The 20,938-nt window shown below is 41.6% G+C and carries 16 protein-coding genes, 2 tRNA genes and 2 pseudogenes; 15 read left to right on the plus strand and 5 right to left on the minus strand.

The features are described from left to right. The first annotated feature begins 67 nt into the window (after positions 1 to 67). The 4 genes from GK047_RS04670 to GK047_RS04685 all read left to right on the plus strand — a co-directional run bounded on the left by GK047_RS04670 (position 68) and on the right by GK047_RS04685 (position 8,813). A complete protein-coding gene (locus tag GK047_RS04670) occupies positions 68 to 2,218 on the plus strand; it encodes a hypothetical protein (RefSeq protein ID WP_163941861.1) in 2,151 nt (716 codons plus the stop codon). A 395-nt stretch (positions 2,219 to 2,613) separates the two neighbouring features. Continuing rightward, positions 2,614 to 5,730: an efflux RND transporter permease subunit gene (locus GK047_RS04675; RefSeq protein WP_163941863.1), complete on the plus strand. Its 3,117-nt coding sequence runs from the start codon at positions 2,614 to 2,616 to the stop codon at positions 5,728 to 5,730. A gap of 22 nt (positions 5,731 to 5,752) precedes the next feature. Then, positions 5,753 to 7,009 carry an efflux RND transporter periplasmic adaptor subunit gene (locus tag GK047_RS04680; protein ID WP_163941865.1) on the plus strand — a complete coding sequence of 419 codons (1,257 nt, stop codon included), beginning with the start codon at positions 5,753 to 5,755 and terminating at the stop codon, positions 7,007 to 7,009. Between the two features lie 58 nt (positions 7,010 to 7,067). Then, positions 7,068 to 8,813, plus strand: coding sequence for a hypothetical protein (locus tag GK047_RS04685; RefSeq protein ID WP_163941867.1), 1,746 nt, complete (start codon positions 7,068 to 7,070; stop codon positions 8,811 to 8,813). Positions 8,814 to 8,872: 59 nt separating this feature from the next. Here GK047_RS04685 and GK047_RS04690 read toward each other — a convergent pair whose 3' ends face one another. After that, complete coding sequence (locus GK047_RS04690) at positions 8,873 to 9,385, minus strand: 2'-5' RNA ligase family protein (protein WP_163941871.1); 513 nt, start codon at positions 9,383 to 9,385, stop codon at positions 8,873 to 8,875. 220 nt (positions 9,386 to 9,605) lie between these two features. Here GK047_RS04690 and GK047_RS29150 point away from each other — a divergent pair, with 220 nt between their 5' ends. The 4 genes from GK047_RS29150 to GK047_RS04705 all read left to right on the plus strand — a co-directional run bounded on the left by GK047_RS29150 (position 9,606) and on the right by GK047_RS04705 (position 10,916). Further along, positions 9,606 to 9,770 (plus strand): hypothetical protein, encoded by a 165-nt coding sequence (locus tag GK047_RS29150; protein ID WP_205516275.1) that lies wholly within the window; start codon positions 9,606 to 9,608, stop codon positions 9,768 to 9,770. A 91-nt stretch (positions 9,771 to 9,861) separates the two neighbouring features. Continuing rightward, a tRNA-Met gene (locus tag GK047_RS04695) sits at positions 9,862 to 9,938 on the plus strand. 12 nt (positions 9,939 to 9,950) lie between these two features. Then, a tRNA-Ile gene (locus tag GK047_RS04700) sits at positions 9,951 to 10,024 on the plus strand. A 154-nt stretch (positions 10,025 to 10,178) separates the two neighbouring features. Then, complete coding sequence (locus GK047_RS04705; protein ID WP_163941874.1) at positions 10,179 to 10,916, plus strand: DUF1906 domain-containing protein; 738 nt, start codon at positions 10,179 to 10,181, stop codon at positions 10,914 to 10,916. A gap of 69 nt (positions 10,917 to 10,985) precedes the next feature. On the opposite strand, the gene GK047_RS04710 is transcribed toward GK047_RS04705, so the two are convergent. Beyond that, positions 10,986 to 12,125 (minus strand): hypothetical protein, encoded by a 1,140-nt coding sequence (locus GK047_RS04710; RefSeq protein ID WP_163941877.1) that lies wholly within the window; start codon positions 12,123 to 12,125, stop codon positions 10,986 to 10,988. Between the two features lie 17 nt (positions 12,126 to 12,142). Next, complete coding sequence (locus GK047_RS04715) at positions 12,143 to 12,790, minus strand: S-layer homology domain-containing protein (RefSeq protein ID WP_163941879.1); 648 nt, start codon at positions 12,788 to 12,790, stop codon at positions 12,143 to 12,145. Between the two features lie 136 nt (positions 12,791 to 12,926). On the opposite strand from GK047_RS04715, the gene GK047_RS04720 reads away from it, so the two are divergent. The 3 genes from GK047_RS04720 (at position 12,927) to GK047_RS04730 (ending at position 15,015) form a co-directional block, all read left to right on the plus strand. Next, on the plus strand, positions 12,927 to 13,763 hold the full coding sequence (locus GK047_RS04720; RefSeq protein ID WP_163941881.1) for an alpha/beta hydrolase family protein: 837 nt from the start codon (positions 12,927 to 12,929) through the stop codon (positions 13,761 to 13,763). A 628-nt stretch (positions 13,764 to 14,391) separates the two neighbouring features. Continuing rightward, the gene (locus tag GK047_RS04725) at positions 14,392 to 14,736 is read left to right on the plus strand and encodes a DUF805 domain-containing protein (RefSeq protein WP_163941883.1); all 345 of its coding nucleotides are present in this window, start codon (positions 14,392 to 14,394) and stop codon (positions 14,734 to 14,736) included. Between the two features lie 69 nt (positions 14,737 to 14,805). After that, on the plus strand, positions 14,806 to 15,015 hold the full coding sequence (locus GK047_RS04730) for a hypothetical protein (RefSeq protein ID WP_163940016.1): 210 nt from the start codon (positions 14,806 to 14,808) through the stop codon (positions 15,013 to 15,015). Between the two features lie 321 nt (positions 15,016 to 15,336). Here the strand turns inward: GK047_RS04730 and GK047_RS29155 are convergent, their stop codons facing one another. Together GK047_RS29155 and GK047_RS04735 are read right to left on the minus strand one after the other, a co-directional pair. Beyond that, the gene (locus GK047_RS29155; RefSeq protein ID WP_205516277.1) at positions 15,337 to 15,501 is read right to left on the minus strand and encodes a hypothetical protein; all 165 of its coding nucleotides are present in this window, start codon (positions 15,499 to 15,501) and stop codon (positions 15,337 to 15,339) included. A gap of 786 nt (positions 15,502 to 16,287) precedes the next feature. Continuing rightward, entirely contained in the window at positions 16,288 to 17,208 is a 921-nt protein-coding gene (locus GK047_RS04735) for a hypothetical protein (protein WP_163941886.1), read from the minus strand. Positions 17,209 to 17,405: 197 nt separating this feature from the next. Between GK047_RS04735 and GK047_RS04740 the strand changes: the two genes are divergently transcribed. The 4 genes and pseudogenes from GK047_RS04740 to GK047_RS04755 form a co-directional block, all read left to right on the plus strand. Beyond that, a complete protein-coding gene (locus GK047_RS04740; protein ID WP_240343826.1) occupies positions 17,406 to 18,446 on the plus strand; it encodes a YheC/YheD family endospore coat-associated protein in 1,041 nt (346 codons plus the stop codon). Between the two features lie 67 nt (positions 18,447 to 18,513). Further along, positions 18,514 to 19,063 (plus strand): annotated as a pseudogene (locus GK047_RS04745) (DUF3231 family protein). Positions 19,064 to 19,065: 2 nt separating this feature from the next. Further along, positions 19,066 to 19,380, plus strand: coding sequence for a hypothetical protein (locus GK047_RS04750; protein ID WP_205516279.1), 315 nt, complete (start codon positions 19,066 to 19,068; stop codon positions 19,378 to 19,380). A gap of 1,230 nt (positions 19,381 to 20,610) precedes the next feature. Then, positions 20,611 to 20,808: pseudogene (locus GK047_RS04755) on the plus strand (DUF805 domain-containing protein); the annotation flags it as partial. Between the last annotated feature and the right edge of the window lie 130 nt (positions 20,809 to 20,938).

A 20,938-nucleotide genomic window follows, 5' to 3' on the forward strand; every position in this document is an offset into this window, starting at 1 on the left:
CAAATGTTTGCATGTTAAATTGAAGTAAGTTTTGCATGAGCAAAACTCAAGGAGGTCATCAAGGGAAATGAACATCAAGTTTCGATCTACACGATTAGCTGCCATTGCTTTATCCGCAACACTTACGTTAGGTGTCGTAACACCCGTTATGGCAGACAATAGTGCTGCTTCGATCTCTTCTACGGTGGGAACCGTGTCAATAACGAAGAGTAGTTATTTTGAGTTGAAGCAAATTCATGTTTTGCCTGATCAAAGCGGGAAGCTGGCTACCTTCACAATTACTATACATAATGAGGGCAGCAGCGAGCTTCAGTTTATTGATTACTGGGTTAGATTGAAAAGCAAGTCAGGTAATCAGTTCTCAGCACGCTTACTTCCTGCAGATAAAGATAAGAACCGGGTTGCTCCCGGTTCTACCACAGACATGACGTTTTACTCAACGGTAAACAGCACTACGAATCTACAAGACCTTGTTGTCCAATTTATTAAATGGGACTTTAGTCAGCCTAACTTCGAGCGGGTGCTCGGCGAAGTTGCCGTGCCGGATTCTTATACCGACGTAACACCGGCAGACGGTACTTCGGTCATTTCCATTGGTGGAAATGATGTGAAAGCCTCCATTAAGAAATTTTTAAATAATAAGAATGAGAAATATTATGTACCAACAGTCTATTTGACCTTAGAGAATGTCGGAAGTCATACTGTAACCGTTCCGTCCTATTTGTTCTCTATTCGCACATCGGAAGGGCTGCTGTATCCACTGGAAGCAAAAGGGGTCAAGGATTTGAAAATTAATCCTAAAGAGACCAAAGAAATTCAACTTTCCGGGTCAATTCCCGTATCGGTAGCTGCGAACAATTGGCAGCTAACGCTTGCTGAGACGATAACTGATCTTAAGCTGAACGTTGCGGTTGCTGCGTTCCAATTACCTGCTGTTACACAAGGAGATGGAGGATCGGTAGGTAAAGAATACACGTTCACGAGCAAATCTGGCGTGTATACGACGCAACTGAATGCACTTCACAGGCTACCTTGGGAAGATAAGGATATTTTAACTGCTGATTTGACACTTAGCAACAAAGGGGAACAATCCCTTCCAATACCTAATTTATCCGGTTATTTCCTTTTGGATGATGCGGTGAAAATTGATGCTAAGCTCGTTCAGACTTCTAAAGTAATTGGATTGGGCGCAGGAACAAATGTCAATTTGCAGCTTGCTGGCAAAGTGCCTTATACGTATGAATTCTCACATATCAAGCTTGTCCTGCAGGAGAAAGAAGGAGAAAAGCCTGCGACGGGAACCGAAACAGGCAGCGCAGCTGTTACTGACGTGCTTGAATTCTCAACACAAGCTGAGCTTCAAGCAATTCCATTTATCGGCATGGGTGAATCTTACACTTCAAATGATGTTGGTCGCAAAACGAAATTTGTTGTACGTAACGTGTCTACGTATGAGGACAAAACAAATATCATGTACTCGACTATGGTAGAAGCGACGAATCTGGAGAAACGATTCACCAATGTGAATAAATTGGTCGCCAATTTCCGTTCTTCGGATGGAACGATTTTTCCAGCAACGATTGCTGAAGTGAAAAATAAAATTAGTCCTACGGGTAAAGGGCTATTAAACGTGTGGGCCTCGGTTCCAAAAGGATATTCAACTGCGAATATGAACCTTCTCCTTGGCGAAGCGGTAACGGATGGAAAATTGACAGAGGGCGAAAAGACTGTCGCAGACTCCTATGTCAATCCAGTAGCATTTTGGCTGCCCGAAGAGAAAAAAGAGGTGAAGACGAAGCTTTCTAATGTGGAATTGTTTCCATATACAATTAATATTAATAGAATCGGGACCGCGATTGCGGACGGCACCTTTACTCTAAAATTCAATTATGAGTTAACGAAGGAAAAGCTTACTGAGATTAATACGGAAGGTCATAATCTGCTGCTCGTTTTTGAAGATGGGGGCGGTGTGAAGAGTTTTGAGAAAAAATTCGATTTCAAAGATTTTGATGTTATCAATGGAGAATCAAATGCTGATGAAGATTCTAAGATACGACTCGGGAAACATGAAAATTTCAAGATCACTCTTTCAGACCCTGGTTTAATTTACAAAACACAATTTTTAAAGCAATTCACGCTCAGTGTGTATGATGAGTTTCAAGGTCAAAGAAAATTAATTGCTTCACAGAAAGCTGACTGGTTTGTTCTTTCGGACTAATTTCTATTATTCAATCTACGTAAGCGGAGGCGCTAAGCCTTCGCTTTTTTGGCGTGAAGTCACATGAAGTCATAACGGGTTGGTGAATTGTATGACTGAATATATGACTTGAGATATGACTTAATTCACCTGTTTTTGCGGAGCGGTGCGTATATAATGAAGCCATGTTAGGAAATTGGGAATATTTTGATCTTCATCTGGGAACATACGTATAACATGTTTAACTGCTAGAGAGGAGTGTGGATAGGAAAGGGAGGAACTTCTGAATGAAAGAGAAAAAAATATAAAAATTTCAACACCTGTTTATCTTTTGTTAATATTTACCGTTTATGATGGAAATAGAAATTCGCAAGTGGTTTTCTGGAAACAAAGCTGGTGATAGGGGAGAAGTGAGAATGATTAAGTTAACTGATTTTTCAATGAAAAATGTGGCAGCTATTTTTATTATTATGCTGTTGTTACTGGTAGGAGGCTCCTATTCAACTACCACATTGAAAGTAGAAAGCATGCCGGATATTACCTTTCCGGTCGTTATTGTAAGTACAACCTATAAGGCTCCTCCTAAGGATGTACTGGACGAGATTACAAAACCGATTGAAAAAGCGGTTGCTGGCTTGTCTGGGTTGAAAAACTTAACATCAAGCTCACAGGATAATTATTCTCAAATTATTTTGGAGTTAGAGCAAAATAAAAAACCGGAAGATGTAAAGAAAGATGTTGAAAGTTTGGTTGCCAACGTCAAACTTCCACAAGGTGCTGAGAAACCAAAGGTGTTAACAGCTGGTTTCGCTTCACAGCCTGTGTATTATATGGCTGTTTACGGTGAAAACGGGATGAATCAGACTGAGCTGGATAAGATTTATAAGGATACTATTTTACCTGGTTTTAATGGATTAAAGGGGATTGACCATGTTGATTCCGTTGGTAACCAAGAAGCGGTTCTAAGCATTAAATTGGATGCGGCAGCCATCAATAACTATGGTCTAACACCAGCTGACGTATCTGGGATGATTAAGGCCTCTCTCGTATCGAGCCCTGCAGGCAGTGTGGACTTTAATGGGAATTCACAAATGGTTCGCGTTAAAGGTGAATTTGATACGATTTATAATTTGGATAATTTAAAAATGACAACGAAAAAAGGCGATACGCTCTTGCTGAAGCAAGTGGCTAAAGTAGAGGCCATCAGTGAATCTACTTTTATTGCCAGATTGGATGATAAACCAGCCATCGGCGTCCTTTTATATAAGACTAAAGTGGCTAACGCGGTTGAATTCGCGGATAACGCCGACAAGTTGATGAAGGGCTGGGAAGAGTCGCTGCCTGGGGTGAAGTTCCATGTAGTCCTTAATGGCGCGACATCGATTAAGGAATCGGTACACGGAATGGTGCAAGAAGGTGGATTAGGTGCTGTACTCGCATCCTTAATGATTTTGCTGTTTTTACGCAATATTCGAATGACGTTTATTGTCCTTGTTTCGATTCCACTTTCTATTCTCGTTACGTTATTGTTGATGGCTCCACTTGGAATATCCCTTAATATTATGACATTAGGGGGGTTGGCCATTGCGGTAGGGCGGGTTGTCGATGATAGCATCGTCGTTATCGAGAATATTTATAGTCAGTTGCAAAAGGCTCAGGAGCGCAATGAATCTGTGATTAGACTGGCTACACAGCAAGTATCGTCAGCGATTACTTCTTCTACAATTACAACTGTTGCTGTGTTCGCGCCTATTGCTTTAGTAAGTGGTGTCGTTGGGGAAGTATTCCGTCCATTTGCCCTTACGCTTGTCTGCGCGTTAATGTCATCATTACTTGTAGCGTTGACGGTCATTCCGATGCTCGCCAAGCTCATGGTGCTGAAAAGTAAAAAGATTCATCAGCATGATGAGAATCATGTCGGTAAAGTGGGACTTCGTTACAAAAAAGCACTGATTTGGTCGCTGAATAATCGTGTCAAAACACTGCTTAGCGCTGCACTGCTGTTCGTTTTATCTTTCGTTCTTATTGTTCCGCATCTTGCAATGTCATTTATGCCTGCTAGTGATAGCGATAAACAGGTACTAATCCAGGTGAAGATGCCTCTTGAAACTTCATTAGATATGATGAACGAAAAATCCAAAGAAATTGAAGCGATGCTTAAGACGTTCAAAGACCAAACAGGACAGCCAGTATTTAAATACAATGAGTCTCTAGTAGGTTATAATTTCAGTAGCGATAAGCAATCTTATCGGACATCTATGTTTACGGAAGTAAGTGCAGCTACAAATGCCAAAGAAGCGCTGAAAATTTATAAAGAAGAAATTATGAAACTATTACCGCAAGGATCGGATGTTAATTTGCAACTGATTAGCTTTGGTGGAGATGGTGGTGGAAGTTCCGACTTCTTATATTCCTTAAAAGGAGACGATCTGCTTTATCTCAAGAAAGCGGCAGAAACCATTAAAGAGAAAATGAAAGAGTTTCCTGAGCTTATCGACATTAAAGACAGCTTAAGTGATTCTAAAACAGAAGTTGAAATTACTGTTGATCAGAATAAAGCAAGATTATATAGTTTAACAACGGCTCAAATTCTCCAAACGGTAAATAATTGGATCGCTGAAGAAAAGCTAGGCGACCTCAAATTCGATAATATTACTTATGAAACAAAGGTTCTTCTGAATCCCATATACAAAAACTCGGTAGATAAAATGGGGAACTTCCTCATTCAAACTCCGGCAGGGCAAAACATTCAATTAAACGAGGTTGCCAAAATACGTCAAATTGATGCGCCAATCGGGATTAGCCGAGAAGGTCAAGAGCAAGTGCTGAATGTAACAGCCAAAATTGATAATGCGGACAAAGGCGGAGTGAGTGCGAAAGTATCCGCAGAGCTTGCAAAAATTGAACTGCCTTCAGGAGTTAGCCGTGAAGTGAAGGGGGTTTCCGATGACATTAACAAAAGTTTTATGGAAATGTTTATGGCTATGGGAGCTTCTATCTTTATCGTTTATCTTGTAATGGTTCTAGCTTTTGGTAATGCCAGAGCACCGTTCGCTATTTTGTTCTCCTTGCCTTTGGCTGCAATCGGAGGGCTCTTGGGCCTGTTGCTTACCGGGGAGTCGCTTAACGTGACTTCACTTATTGGGTTCCTTATGTTGATTGGTATCGTTGTTACGAACGCCATTGTTTTGATAGACCGTGTTCAACAACTGAGAGAACAAAATTATGCGGTTAGAGATGCGCTGATTGAAGCTGGTATGACAAGACTTCGCCCGATTATTATGACTGCGGGAGCAACCATTATCGCACTCTTGCCACTAGGGCTTGGACTTTCCAAAGGAACGATTATCTCGAAGGGGTTGGCAGTAGTCGTTATTGGCGGTCTGACTACATCGACGCTGCTTACACTTCTTATCGTACCTATTATTTATGAGGTCATCTTCAGTCGTAGGGAACGGAAATGGTTCAAGAGAAAAGGGAAATCGGATTCTATCCAATCGGATCAAACAGCGCCTGCAGCGCATGAAGCTTAAGAGGGAAAAGGAGAAATCGAATATGAAACGTCAGTTGTTTACGATCAAACAAAGCACTAAATTATTCGGTATCGTCGCGCTGAGCGCGGCGATCGCCGTTGGATGTTCTTCAACACCAGCAGCAAGCCCATCCAGCAAACCAGCCACAGCCGAGCAGCAGGTGAAGACGGTAAAAGCAGTTAAAGTCGCAAAGCTAAAAATTGGTGATCCCATAGAACAAGTTGGAGACGTTGTATCTTCCGTACAATTGGACATAGTGCCGAAAGCTAGCGGTGAAGTTGTTGAAATTGTTAAGAAGCGCGGAGACAAGGTGGAAAAGGGTGAAGTACTGTTCCGATTGGATCCAACGGACGCGCTTATACAAAAAGACTTAAATAATGTAAACTTGAAAGGTGCGCAGGAGGGGCTTTCTTCCGCCAAACAAAGTACATCAAATGTAATAGCAGATACGAAGGATGGCGTTTCCAAGGCGGAAACAGCAGTAAATGACTTGGAGAAAGCCTATAACAAAGCACACAATGATTATGATCAAGGGCTAGCAACGAAAACTCAATTGGAGCAAGCAGAGACAACTTTAAACAATGCTAAGAAGGAATTGGATAGCGCGCGTAGAAAGCTTAAAGCATTACAAGAGACAAACTCACTTACTTCAGCTGAAACTGCTGTTGAAACTGCACAGGTAAACAGCAGGAATATCGAAAGATCCCTTAGTAATTTAGAAGTCAAAGCCCCAGCTTCTGGGATTCTTACAGATCTTAATGTCGTAGTCGGGCAAACGTTATCTCCTGGTGGAAGAGTGGGAGAAGTTCAACAGACGAATCCTGTCAAAATTAAATCTCAACTTACGGATTCGGCTGCGAATCTTGTTCGAGGCAAGACAGAGCTAACTTTCTATATTCCAGGCACAGCGAACAAAGCTACTGCCAAAGTAAATTACTTATCCGATGTCATCAACGGGCAAACAAAGGCTTACGATTTGGAGCTTGAAGTTGAGAACCCGGATGGTAAGCTGAAGCCTGGCTCTAAGGCTCAGGTTGAATTGACGAAAGAAGATGAGCAGATTGTTCCAGTCGTACCAAGTCTAAGTATTGTTCGTGAGGGCGGAGATTCCTTCGTTTACATTTTGAACGGTGATACGGTAGAGAAGCGTAAAGTGGAACTAGGACGTCTCAATGAAACGAGTCAAGAAATTATTACTGGTGTCAAAGAAGGCGAGAATCTTATCGTTTCTGGCCAACATCAATTGAAAGATCAAGATAAAGTGAAAACATCGAACTAAGAATATATGTTTACGAAGATCGTTTTTCTAGAGGAAAAACGCTTAGGAGGAGAACCACGTGAATAACACTATGAAAAAAACGTTAGCCACCATCGCACTATCAGCTGCACTTCTGAGTACAGCGGCTTTTCCAGCCTTGGCTTCCGAAGCTCCAAATAACGAAAAAATTGTAAATAGTGGAGCGAACATGAGTGCGAGTTACAAACTCTCAGATGCTATTGAGGTAGAAATCAAGAGCTTACTGAATGAACATGACTCTGATGCAACCAAGTTAGGTGCTGTCATTCGAATAAAAAATATGAGTGGTAAAGTTACGCGTGTACCAGAGTATGAACTGCGTGTTCATATGGCTGATGGCATCACGTATACGCTGCAGCCAAGCGCTAAGAATCCGAAGTCAGTTCAACCTAAGAGCCAACAAGAACTAAGCTATTTGTCCACGGTTGATCGGAGTGACAATGTCGTTCTATCAGATTTAAGCTTTGTTGATGTGAATTTGGAAGTTTATCCGAAGAAAGAAACAACATTGCTTACCCTTCCGTTAGACGCCAGCTCAGTATGGAATGGAAGCGAAAGCAAAATTACGAAACAAACAGCTATTTTAAAGTGGGGCGAAGCTTTTACTTTGCCGTCACTTCGCTCCCCTATCCAGTTTTCCCCAGTAGATATCCATAAGGAAATTACTGCTACAGGGGTATCTACGGTTGTGCAAATTCAAGCTGTAAATCCAACATCTGAACGTCAAACAGTGCCAGGTTTCGGAATTGACGGGAAGACTGAGAGTAAAGTATATTCAGGCAACCGTGCTGAGACAACTGTAACACTTGATCCAGGTGAGAAGAAGTACATTCACATCGTGATCCCATCTGACCTGGATACAGAATTCTCGAGCTTGAATGTTGTTACACCTGAGAAGTTCGCAACAGCTACTGGGGAAGATACCTACCGTGTAGGGCGTTTGAACATTCTACTTCCTACAGGGGCGGCAACTCTAGGGGTAATTCCTGCTCCAGATTATAAATTAGGCACACCGGTGAAATTGGATTCCACGAATAAGTTCGTGCCAACAAATGTTGATGTTTCGCTTGAAGAACTGCACATAACCAAGAATGAAGATGACGGCTTTAACACAGCAGTTGCTAAATTTAAGTTAACAAATAACAGTGACAGACCAATTCCAATTCCCGCAATTCAAACAGAACTTGTTAGCAAAGATGGTTATGCTTATGCAGGCAGCAGACAGGCAAAAACAGCGTTTAGCGTCGTGCCAAAGGCGTCATACGTTGTGAGTTATGCTTATGCCTTGCCTTCCTCTGAAACAGGTGAAGGCTTGAAGATGAATCTCTATAGCAAACAAGCAAGTGGAGATATCAGCTATAAATCGCTTCTCGCTACCGCAAAAGTACCAGTGCAAAAAAATGATGTAATCAACAATAACTTAAAGGTATACCCATATGATGTGAAGATTAATAATTGGTCACTAAGTGCTCTTTACCAACAAGGGAATATGGCATATAATTATAGGTTGAAGTTGGACTTAGACATTACGCAAGATAAACAGGTAACGGTAGATGCATTCAACAATAAACTTTTGTTCGAATTGTTTGATACTGCAGGCAAACTTGTCGGAAACTCGACAATAGCGTTATCAGGAGAAGGCCGCATATATAATGGAACGAGTGCGATTTCACTAAATGCTAATTCAGAGCAGCTTGATTTTCCACTTACCGTGAAAGTGTTCGAGACTTTTACAGGAGAATCCGGAGAAACCGTGAAGCGCTTATTGACTACCTTCAAGCAATAGCAAAGAAAAGAAAAGCCGCAAGGAAATGCTCAATAAGAGCAGATCTTGTGGCTTATTTTTTATCCTCTGAAGAGGAAAGTTTGATAGACAGTCCAAGCACCATTTTCAGTTTGATACAGAAGGTGAATCCGGTCAACTCTAGAACGATAATCGATAGCCGTTGTTTTCAGACTGGCTAAAACATCATGAAGCTCATCGTCACCTAATTTTTGGCCAATTGTGAGATGTGGGTTGAAAGTGTAGGGTTTGTCTTTTTCAGCTAATTCATCCTTACAGAGTGTTTGGTACAGCTTTAGCATGGCATTCGTGTCCGCAAGTGCTAAATAAATGACATTGTTCACAGGATAAAAAGAAGAAAACCGGTTGAAATCAATGTCAAAAGGAGCGATAGCCCGCGTCATTTGCTCCAAATGATCAACAGCTGAAGCGAGCTTTTGCTCATCCCACACTTCGGCTTCCCGAATAGTGAGGTGGGGCTGGATGAAGTTATAGTGAGGGTCATACCGTTTTCTGTAACTGTTTGCAGCATCTTGTACTTGTTTGGATGGAAATATGGCAATTCCACAGTTCATTTGAATTCCTCCTATGAGCTTTCTTTAAGAAAGCTGGGTATTTAAGCATAAGGTAGTCATTGCATGAGGAAAAGTTTGCAGGCCGTACATAGTTGTATTTATTATACCGCTTTCCTGCTTTTTCTAAAACCGTGGAATATGAAAATTATATTACCTTCATAAGCCACATGTTTTTTGGATATGATAGGAATATTGAAGACTGATAAACGGAGTGAATAACATGCATTGGATCTATTGGGCAAGACTATATGACTCCAAATTCCAAGCGGGTTGTTTGGCGAAACGAATGGAAGAAGATTGGTGGATTTATGGTTACGAATGTCCGCAAGAAGTAGAGGTGTATAAATCTAAAAAAGGTCGTTTCGGAGTCCGCTACAACACCTAATTATTCCTGAGCTGCCATGAAATTAATGCTTGACTTTGCGATCGCTTTTGGTGTATATTTATTTTTGTCGCTGTAATCAGCAAACCAATGACGCGGGGTGGAGCAGCTCGGTAGCTCGTCGGGCTCATAACCCGAAGGCCGCAGGTTCAAATCCTGCCCCCGCAACCAAATTTTAGATTTGGGCCTATAGCTCAGTTGGTTAGAGCGGTCGGCTCATAACCGATTGGTCGGGGGTTCGAGTCCCTCTGGGCCCATACATGGAAACTCTTGCATAGCAAGAGTTTTTATTTATTTTCCGCTGTAGTAGGACGGAGAGAGCAGTTTGATCGTACTGGACAAATGTTTCGTAGCAGGAATTACTTTGAATGCATATCCTATATGAAACTATTAGGAAAAGGGTGATTGAATATGACGAAAGGTTTCGATTGCTCAACGCCTTTAACAATACAGACAGCAGCAGCTTTTGCTAAAGATGGATACGAGTTTGTAGCTAGGTATCTTGTCCCTGGCGGTGCTAAGGCGTTAACAAAATCAGAAGCGAATACGATATCCTCAGCCGGCTTGAACATATTATCTGTCTTTGAAACGACCGCTAGTCGCGCGTTGGGAGGAAGAAGTGCAGGACTCGCTGACGGAGACATCGCACTACAGGTGGCGAAAACAGTTGGACAACCAAGCGGGAGCTGTATTTATTTCGCTGTTGATTTTGACGCAACTAGCAGTCAATTGTCAACAGTTATTGACTACATGAAAGCGGCTAGTGAAGCTACACCAGGCTATACAACAGGCGTTTATGGTTCCTATTCTGTAGTTGAAGCTGTTCGTGCAGCCGGCGCATGCTCTCGATTTTGGCAAACGTATGCGTGGAGTCGTGGAAATAAGTCAACGTTTCTACATGTATACCAATATCTTAACGATGTTACGATTCATGGCGTCGGCATAGATTATGATGAGTCCTATGGAAATGAAGGTTTATGGAATACCGCTGACCTTCCAGAGACCCCACTACTCTTTGCAACGGATGCAAACAAAATCATCTCGTTTCTCGCTGCTGCTTATGACGCTACTCAATCTGCAGCAGCCAGAGCAGAATTTCACCGCTTGGCAAACGTGCTGCGCACGGCTTCTGGTCAACCCGAGCAATAATTATTTACGAATTACAGTGAAATAAACAAAAGGCGCAATCTCTTAGAAAACAGAGATAAGCGCCTTTTGTTATTGAATGATAGCACTGCGAATGTACCAACGCGTATCTGAAGAGACTCGTGCAAGGTGGAAAAGAACCCTCCTTGTTCGAGTCGAGTTCGATCCTTCCGGCGTAGCCGAGACGTCGACCGCGGCATCGAGCTGCAGGAGCTTGGACGTGTCCAGCTCAGGGAACTTAGACAGTCTGCGCATTGTCCGCATATGCACAGCCTGTTCTTGGCCTGTGGTGACCTGTAGCAACTGCAGGTCACCTTGATTTGCTCCACTGATCCACACATCGATCAGCTGCCAAGGGTTCAATTTGCTGATATACTCGGTCAGCAAGCCCGCTGCCTTGTACACCATGACTTGGTGCGCGGGATCAGCGGAGCGGGAGCCGTGCGTCACGCTCCCTAAGAAATGGATGCAGAAATGACCATTGAAGTCATTTCCAGGAATGCCGTCACCTCCATGCGGCATGCCGTGCATGGAGCCGGCGAGCGTGCGGCCATTAAGCTTAACAAGGACGGCTTTGCGATCCCAGCTCCAAGCGCCGTCGTAAATTGTTTTAAGCGTTGCCGAGTCCTGCTTGGTTAGGGGCTGGACATCCGCGTGACTGGAACCTGCGCGGCGCTGGCCCTCGAAGCTGAGACCGCTCTCCAAGTCGGTGATGGTGAATTTACTGTATTTGGGCAGCGCCTCGCTCGCCTGCTCCCATGGAAGGATTTCCCCGTAATGTTTGGCTCGAAGCGCCCTTACATGCTCAACCAGCACCTCCCGAACATAGGTGGGAAGGTCTACTATTATTTTCTGCGAAAGATTGATGACCTCTCCTTTGGCAGTAACGCCAAAATGATAATTATGGCCGTTCTCCTCAAAAGAAAGCGCTGTGTCAGGGGGCACAGGTTCCTCATAAGGTGATCTTAAGTTGTTCTTTTTAAGTTCCCGAACGATCTTTTTATTGTTAAATAGCTCCTCCGTTTGATACGCAGATCGAGGAGAGGCTTTAACGACAAGCCGGAGCTGATTGGTGCTGGCCGTTTCTATCTCCCTTGGGTTGGAGCTATTCGCTTTGGCGATGTTCAGAAATAAGGGGGCTTGCAGCAAAAAAGTCAATAGTAAAAAGCAGACCAGCTTAAGCAGCAAGCGGCGAATACAAACTTGATGCATGGGGAGGCTTCCTCCTGTCATATTATGAGAATAGTAGAGTGCTTCTGTATGAATTGGATTGCACGATTAAGCATATCAGCCGCCTCGAAGTGTATAATTACAGCTTTAGGGCGATAATTGCCATCCTCAAGCATGATTATGTTAAATTTGACTAAATCTTGTACAGCATTTCGTGTACTTTCTGAGAAGTCAGCTTTATCCTTGATCATGGGCGGCGTTTTATGCTTGAAATTGATGCCTACCGATTGCATCGCTTCGTGCAGGTTTTGAGCAAATTGCTCTCTTGTCATCGGTGTATCGGGCTCAAGATCACGCTTTAGCACGATACCATTATGATAAGCAATAATGAGGGAAGGTGCGTACCAAGCATTGTTCGGGACATTGTCAAAATAATCGCTAGCCTTTGGCTCTTTAATGAATTGAATACGATCAATATTCAAATTCAGTCCTTTGACAATTAGATGAGTTCCTCGGGCAACAGTAATTTTACTTTTCGGAGCAAACGTATGCTCATACAATCCGCTGACAAAGCCTGCTCTCTGCAAATCTTCAAATTTGGGCTCAACTGAAGTGTCTTTGAGGTTGGATACGGCAAGTGCGCATTGAAGAACAGTAAAGACGAGCACAAGCAGTAATGTTGTGAATAAGCGCGATTTTAATAACAATAACGAATCACCTCTATATGAACGGTATTTGCAGGAGCTGCTTCACATGCCCTGCTCATGTAGATTGTGATAAAATAACAAAAGTATACGATAAATTCAGAAACGCTGCCTACGTTTGTAGGGAAAGGGGTTATCTATGGAACCCAAATTAAGTGAACCGTTCGAACTCGGCTTAGGGCCAGATCGGATCGTAAGAGGGGATTTTTATGCGGCGACTTTACAGCCCTCAAGAGGGACATTACTAGTATGTCATGGTTACAAAGGCTTCAAGGATTGGGGGATGTTCCCTCATGTGGCCCGTTCTTTGGCTGAAGAGGTGAATGTGGTATCGATTAATTTGTCTCATAATGGGGTGGGGGCGGATCTGCTTAGTTTCTCAGAACTTGAAAAATTTGCACAAGCGACCTATTCCCAAGATGTAGAAGATTTAGCTGCGGTTGTGGCATTCATTCAATCTGATTTAACCCCTGAACAGGAAGATAAGCCCATATTTCTTTTGGGACATAGCAGAGGGGCTGGAGTTTGCTTAATTTATGCTATGGATCATCCAGAGCTAATTGCTGGTGTACTCAGTTGGAATGGCGTGGCCAATGTAGATTTGTTAACAAAGGAAGAAAAAGCGCAAATGCGCTCGACAGGCAGAGCGTACACAATGAACGGTCGTACCAAACAGAATATGCCGTTGGCTTTGATTATTTTAGAAGATATGGAGCATAACCGTGAACGGTTTGATTTAGTGAATCGAGTCAAAAAGGCGACCTTTCCAATTATCCTTATTCAAGGCACTGAAGATGGGGCAAGACTGGTCGCTGGCTCTGCACAGCTAGTTGCAAACAATCCAACGATAAATTGGATACGTGTGGCTGGAGGCAATCATACTTTTGGAACTGTTCATCCCTATCAAGGAGAGACACTACCCTTAATTGAAGCGATCAACGTGACGAAAGCGACAATTAGCCAGCTGTTAGGCTAAAATCAGGCTAGTTGAGTAGATGAAAGTGTACAGAGACCGCTTCTGGTTATGAAGTACTGGGGAGGTGTGAGGAATTCATATCTCTTTTTTTGCACGGGCTTCCGACCACCTCCATGCGTTCTGCAATTGTCTGAGGCGTCTCTCTGTTCTTGGTTAGAAAAGTTACATGTATGTCGCATATCATGGAATCTAATCTTAGATAGGCTGCCTCATGCCACTCTCCTTCGCCACGTTTTCAGTCAATCTCCTTATTGATATCAGTAACGATTCGCTTCGAAAGTTCTGTAACTTTTCTAAGAGATAATTGGACCGCCGAGCTTCATACAAACTACAAGCCCGTTATACATTAAACACATCAGCATACGCCATTTGCTTCTCTTTTGATTGGGTTCTATGGCTGAACAGATGGTTCGAGCGAATGAATGTTCTCTATGTGGGGAAGGCAGGAATGAGGCGTTTTGAGCGTTGAATGATGGATATAGAGGGTAGTATATGGTTAGCTCCACAGTGTAAGAACAAGCAATTTACTCCCCATATAAAAAAATAGATGTGAAACCTAAAATATTCCATCCCATCTGCCGATATAAAAGAAGGAAATAAACATAATAATATTAAGGTGGGCATGGAAATGGATTGGTATTTAAAAGTTTTACAGAATTACGTGGGGTTTCAAGGGAGAGCAAGGCGAAAAGAATATTGGATGTTTGCTCTTTTCAGTGCTATCGTTTCCATCGTTCTTGCAATACTGGATATGGTTTTAAGTATATACCCGTTATTAACGGGAATCTATGCTTTGGCTGTTCTGTTACCGTCGTTAGCTGTTGTAGTACGAAGACTGCATGATACTGGTAGAAGTGGTTGGTGGTACTTCATTGGTTTAATTCCTTTAATTGGTGGCATTATCGTACTTGTATTTTTGTGTACAGATAGTCAAGAGAATGACAATCAATATGGACCAAATCCTAAAATTTAGTGGTTGAGTTAGTTCTGAGCTGTTCTCTTACGAGAATGGCTTTTTATTTTGGGCAAAGGTGGGGAAACAATGAATAACGAACTACTAGCTGCTCTAACCGCCGATCCTATTCTCTCCGAGGTCGTAAAGCTATTCGTTGCCCAGCAGGAGAAAGGATTGGAGAAATACGGCGAGCTGGTCAATCTGGACTCGTATTCGCTCGTAGGATGGATGGAGCATGCTCAGCAAGCGTACGTGGATAAGAAATCGCGCAAATTCAAGCGTTACACATATGTTTGACATACTCGACCTTACGAATTCTTGTTCTTACGAACGGTTTGATCGTGATTAGACCAAGGAAGGTGGGAGGGAAATGATGTTCTTACATTTAATTTGGTAAGTGCCATGGTGCTTTGGGGGCTTTTTTGGGCAGCGGTGGCGCGCGACCCCAAAATCGGTCTAGATTAAACTTAAAAAATTACTTTCGCTTTCGCTTTTGGGCGCTCATGGAGGGCGTTTTTATTTTTCACGTGAGATTTGTCGATGATCCAGCCACGAAAAATAGAATTTGTAAGGGGGCATTGACATTCCTCTAAATAAAAAAACTCCCTTTTACGGGAGTTAGTCGTGACGATCTTCGCCAAACAAGACACCTTGGATTTCATTGTTAACCTCTACCGTTAATCTTGTCTTAAAGTAGTCAACAACTGCCTCGACTGCTTTCTCTGCTTGGAATTCTGAAATTCCAGCTTCATTCGCTACATGATCTCTAACTATATGTTTCATTCTGAACCCTCCATTCGATTGAATTACAACGAAAGTATTATTTGCAAACGGAGGAAAATTTATTCAACTCACGTACATGAAAAAGGAATGGTGATATATGAGATTCGCAGCCAATCGACGGTTATGAATTGGGTATCTATTTAGATACCTCAAATGAGATGCAGGGGGAGCTCAAACGATTAATAACACATGGATATCTCCAGATTGGAAAGAGACTGATTCAGAGGATCGAAAGAAATATCTGAATTGGTTGGCTAATGAGCTGCGGAAAGCTTCGGGGCAACCAGCAGAATAATTAAAAGGAACTGCCTTAAGCAGTTCCTATAACAAATTAATATTTAGGACTTGAGAGAGTAAGAATTTGATATTAGCATTAGGATTAACTTGGCTAGGAGGTATTCAACCGGTGCTTCCGGATAAAAAATATCACTATACACGATAAATGGCTGAACACATTATTTGGATTATTTAATAATTCCCTTAATATGATTTGTCAATGATCCAGTTAATTGTTGCAGAAGAAATATATTGTAATCAGAATACTTGAGGGAAGTAATGGAGTGATTGTTCCAGAGATTATAGGGATTACCCATTCAGAAACCTGTTTACTTATTAAAGCCACTTTGGTATGGAATACTTCTTGTGCATCGGTTCCCAAGCAATTCATAGGCAGTGTGGACACTGATTCAGAGTGTAATTCCTTAATTCGAAATATTTTCAGGTGGCGGTTCATTTCTTGAATCGTTCACCTACCCATGAAACAAATGGCGGATTTCTAGAGGCTTATTAAGAAGGAGTATAAGATAAACTGGCGCTAAATGAGAGTTGGGTGATATCAGCAGCTGAGGCATCAGTCTCAGCAAGCGTCCTTACACGAATACCAATACGATCGCCTGCAGCAACTACTAATGAACCCCCAACATTTATATTCGTTGCGGTTCGGAATCCGGATGGATTTCCAGGCGTAATGACCGTATTCGGAAATCCGAATCTAACCGAACTAGTCAGTGAAGTTGTCACGTAAGGTGAAGAACTATGATCAATCCCATTATTAGGAACCGATCGTGCGAGGAATACTGTAAAATCATATTGAAGACCGAGAGTATTTATAGAAGCCACAGAAGCAACCAATAAATCTGCACTTATTTGTAAATTTTGAACAGTACCCGCAAAGGGAATTGGGAAAGCAAAACCACCTGCTTCGGGTGGCATCGTTGATTCTCCAGTAGCGCCAATAACTTCAACCGTGTGACTACCAAAACCCATTAAAATTGGAGCAGCTGATACTACTGTAGCACCACTTATGATGATACCCGTTGAAAAAGGAATTAAACCTCCTCCTGGTGGACCTGCCGGACCCGTTGCTCCAATTGGACCAGGTAGACCTTGGGGTCCTGTTGCTCCTGCAGGCCCTGCAGGTCCTGCTGGTCCTGCCAGTCCGGCTGCGCCAATTGCTCCTGCAATTCCTGCGAGTCCAGCGGGTCCAAGTGCTCCTGCGAGTCCAGCGGGTCCAGCTTCGCCAATTGCTCCTACAAGTCCTGCAAGACCAGCTGGTCCAAGTGCTCCTGCAGTTCCAGTGGGTCCAGCTGCTGCTATTGCTCCTCCGAGTTCTTGAAGCAACTGCGGTCCTTCTAGTCCTGGAGGTCCTTGGGGCCCTCGCGGTCCTTCTGGTCCTGGAGGTCCTGGTGGACAATTACATCTTCCCATAGTCTCATCTCCCTATTATCAAACGTAATTCATCATATTAAAAACATAAAAAGATAAACACACCAAATACCTATCAATTGAAATTTAGGCTAATAGATTAATAAATTCGCTGATTTTCTGCTCATCTATGTTCTTGTCCCATAGCATTATGTCTATTCTGGCATTAGATAATAAAAGAGATCGAAGGCTAGGGAGTGATGAGATTGGAGAATCACCCATTAATAGGTATTATGGTAACTAAAAGGATCAGTAGAAAAAGAATTTTGAAGCTTTATCAACGTTATCACAATCTAAACCTGAAACTTTACGCTTTTACACCGGCAGATATACGATGGAAAGAACAACGAATTATTGGACTTAGCCTGAAAAAGGGCATATGGAAACAAAGTTCGTTTCCTTTTCCTCATGTCGTCTATAACCGCTGTTTTAACAAAAAAATAGTAACCATTGAACGCCTAGAGGAGGCGATTGGTAGAAATAAATGTTTCAACAATATCAATTTTTTTAATAAATGGGATCTATATAACCTATTAAATGAGTCAAATCTTAAAACCTATGTACCAGACACATTTATATATAATGAAGTGAATATATCAGAACTATTAGAGAAATATAAAATAGTATATATTAAACCTTCTTACGGATCTAAGGGGAAGTCTGTGTATCGGGTTGAACTAACGGATAATGAAGATATTCACATCTCATTGCACAGCCTAGCTCCAAGATATATTTGCAGAAAAAATGAAAGCATTCAGAAAAAATTAGATGAACTCAAGCTAAAGAAATATATGGTTCAGCAAGGGATTCATATGAGTCAGCTTGATCATCAGTATTTTGATATCCGGGTCCTCGTACAAAAAGGTATTCTTGGAGAATGGATGGTTTCCACCATTACATGTAGAGTGGCTTATGAACACTACTTTAACACGAGTATGTGTGAAACCATTTATGATATTGTTGAAATTCTTCCGCGAATAGTTTCGCCAGAAAAAGTCAATGAAATCCTCCGATCTCTGAATGAGATAAGTATAAAGGCCGCACAAGAAGCAGAAACTCATATGGGTTCATTGGGAGAATTGAGTGTCGATTTTGTATTAGACGAACAAAGAAAGTTATGGATTATTGAACTTAACGGAAAACCCCAAAAAGATATATACGAGGACCTTAAGTGTTATAAACGCAAAATTTATAGTAGACCGTTGGAATATGCTTATTATCTCTCTAAATTTGAGAGATAATAAGATTTTTCGAAATATGCATGTTTCTCTCATGATTCTGCAAAACCACACGATTTTAAATGTTTCCATGCCAGGTTCGGTTGAATTTGTTAAAGGTATAAGTTACTTGGGTGGATTTGCGATAAATCCATTCACTAAAAAAAGGACATTGAATACAGTAGAGGTTGCTCATCTTTACCATGGTATTGAGACCAACATTACAGGATTGCAAATGATTACTGGTTTTGCTCAATGTGCAAATGATGCAGAAGTTAAGAAATATTTTACTCAAGGAGCGGAGCTTGCCAAAAGTATTATCAGAGATTTGAGCGAAACCCTTCTTCAGAGTGGGATTCAAACACCTGCTACATTCAGGTGGAAATGCCACACGCTCAACAGTAGCTCCGTTTTCCGATAAACTCATGATGTACTGTACCAGTCTTTTTAGCGGCTTTTCTATGGGGGGCAATTCGCTTGGAACCGCCTTTAGTTTACGGAACGACCTACCAGTTAAAATGACTGTTTTTATGAAAGATATCTTCGAATTTGCCCATGAAGGCGGAAAAATTATGATTAGGAACGGATGGATGGAAGAACCACCTCAGATGGAAGAAAGTAAACAACTAACAAAAGTATAATTATGGATGATAAAGAAAAAAAGCTGGAACAACTATTTTGGAATATTGCCCTTCCAGGAGTTGCTCAGCTTTTAAACGGCAAATACATTAAAGGGGTATTGTTCATTGTTCTGGAATTCCTTATCAATGTCCAAGCTAATTTTAATACAGTAATTCTTTTGAGCTTTCAAGGGGAAATAAATCAGGCAATCGAGCAAACCAACTATCAATGGCTAATGTTTTCCCCTGCAGTTAAGATTACCCCTTGTAATCTTCTGCTTTTCACGCTGTTTGGCGCTTATAGCAGAACTTGTCATACTTTTCCGATAGTTGAGTAGTCCAATATGTATTGTTTTTGTTCATAATATCTGTGAAGACAAACAAGCCAATATTATAGAAAGTATACTAACGACTATAGTTCTCAGTTATTTAATCCTATACCACGATTTATCGTTCAGAAGGCTAACAAACATACTCTCGCCTAAATCAGGTTGGTTATCTTTTTGTTTTAATTCAATAATTTCCAGAAAATTCTGTATCTATATTATTCCACATAATCTATGATCAGAGAGCAAGCGATTGCAATATTACAACCGAGGATGGGAATGACGGAACCATGTATCCCGAAACCATCCCGCCAATACTCCTGCGCGCGTCATGACTAACAGGTCATGTGGTGTGAAGTACAGGTAGATTCGGCAGAACGAGGGCTGAAGCCATTCTAATAGAACAAAGCCTGAGAAAATTATCCTCGGGCTTTGTTGCAGTGTCCTTTGATTCAAGTAAGCTCGTTCCAGTTGTTAACAAATTTTGTTTAATCGCTACCGGGTTAGACAAGTTCCCGTTTCCAGTTATAAATATTAATTAAATATGTTTGATATATACTAAAAAGGATTACTTTTATAATTATATGTACAATTGTTTTATATAGATACTTATTAAGAAGAAGGGTAGCAGGTACGAGAAAGGTGCACGCTCCTGGTCATGGCAGAAGGTTATTAACTACCAACGTATTGAGGTTTACATAACAGGCTACAGCAAGAAGGAGCATTCATGGCTGCTCGGGTATTCGGAGGCAGATCGTATTAGGCCAATGGTGCTTTGGAGCTGGGATTAAACCGAGTATGCGCGCAAATCAATGTGGCCTGTGTTCGAATCTTTTAAGAGCGGAGAGAGAAGGAACACGCCTACGTTAAGCCTTTGGCGCTCTGTAGAATGAATTTCGGGATTGGTATAAGTCAGGAGTAGTGCGGCTGCCTGTCTTTGAGGAATTTATTGTTTAGAATGAGGGGAAGATATCATGGACTATCGAGTTAAACACAAAGGAGTGGGCTAATGACATGACAAATCAAAAAAAGAGTGTGAAATCAGAAAAGCAAAAAAACCAAAAACCAAATCAGAACAGTAGTAAAAAACAACAGCAGCAGCAACAATAATGGTATTGATGTCTGCAAATATTAATTCTGGTGGTTAAAAAGTATTCTAAAGTACGAAAATGCCCCGAGGGATGCTTGCCCTCAGGGCTTTTTCCTTAATATTAATTTTGGTTTTAAATATTTTCTGTTTAATTAGCAGGACTCTATGCTTTGGCTGTTCTATTACCGTCGTTAGCTGTTGGAGCACGTAGACTACATGATACTGGGAGAAGTGGTTCGTGGCTCTTAATTAATTTAATCCCACTGATTGGTGCTATTATCCTACTTATATTTAAAGTGGAGGAAAGTCACGATAATATCAATCAATATGGACCAAATCCTAAAATTTAGTTGTTGAGTTAGTTCTAAGCTGTCCTCTTACGAGAATGGCTTTTTATTTTGAGTGTAGGTGGAAAAATACCATGTTCTTTATTATTGGGTACTTTCATACATTTAGATGAAATGGAGAAATATCTAACAA

The sequence above is a fragment of the Paenibacillus sp. SYP-B3998 genome (assembly GCF_010820665.1).
In the GTDB taxonomy this organism is placed as follows: domain Bacteria; phylum Bacillota; class Bacilli; order Paenibacillales; family NBRC-103111; genus Paenibacillus_E.

Excerpts from the sequence above, each read along its gene's own strand:
- GK047_RS04675 (WP_163941863.1), top strand. The coding sequence starts at position 2,614 with ATGATTAAGTTAACTGATTTTTCAATGAAAAATGTGGCAGCTATTTTT.
- GK047_RS04705 (WP_163941874.1), top strand. The coding sequence starts at position 10,179 with ATGACGAAAGGTTTCGATTGCTCAACGCCTTTAACAATACAGACAGCA.
- GK047_RS04680 (WP_163941865.1), top strand. The coding sequence starts at position 5,753 with ATGAAACGTCAGTTGTTTACGATCAAACAAAGCACTAAATTATTCGGT.
- GK047_RS04735 (WP_163941886.1), bottom strand. The coding sequence starts at position 17,208 with ATGGGAAGATGTAATTGTCCACCAGGACCTCCAGGACCAGAAGGACCG.
- GK047_RS04725 (WP_163941883.1), top strand. The coding sequence starts at position 14,392 with ATGGATTGGTATTTAAAAGTTTTACAGAATTACGTGGGGTTTCAAGGG.
- GK047_RS04720 (WP_163941881.1), top strand. The coding sequence starts at position 12,927 with ATGGAACCCAAATTAAGTGAACCGTTCGAACTCGGCTTAGGGCCAGAT.
- GK047_RS04750 (WP_205516279.1), top strand. The coding sequence starts at position 19,066 with ATGGATGATAAAGAAAAAAAGCTGGAACAACTATTTTGGAATATTGCC.
- GK047_RS04730 (WP_163940016.1), top strand. The coding sequence starts at position 14,806 with ATGAATAACGAACTACTAGCTGCTCTAACCGCCGATCCTATTCTCTCC.
- GK047_RS04670 (WP_163941861.1), top strand. The coding sequence starts at position 68 with ATGAACATCAAGTTTCGATCTACACGATTAGCTGCCATTGCTTTATCC.
- GK047_RS04740 (WP_240343826.1), top strand. The coding sequence starts at position 17,406 with ATGAGATTGGAGAATCACCCATTAATAGGTATTATGGTAACTAAAAGG.
- GK047_RS29155 (WP_205516277.1), bottom strand. The coding sequence starts at position 15,501 with ATGAAACATATAGTTAGAGATCATGTAGCGAATGAAGCTGGAATTTCA.
- GK047_RS29150 (WP_205516275.1), top strand. The coding sequence starts at position 9,606 with ATGCATTGGATCTATTGGGCAAGACTATATGACTCCAAATTCCAAGCG.
- GK047_RS04710 (WP_163941877.1), bottom strand. The coding sequence starts at position 12,125 with ATGCATCAAGTTTGTATTCGCCGCTTGCTGCTTAAGCTGGTCTGCTTT.
- GK047_RS04690 (WP_163941871.1), bottom strand. The coding sequence starts at position 9,385 with ATGAACTGTGGAATTGCCATATTTCCATCCAAACAAGTACAAGATGCT.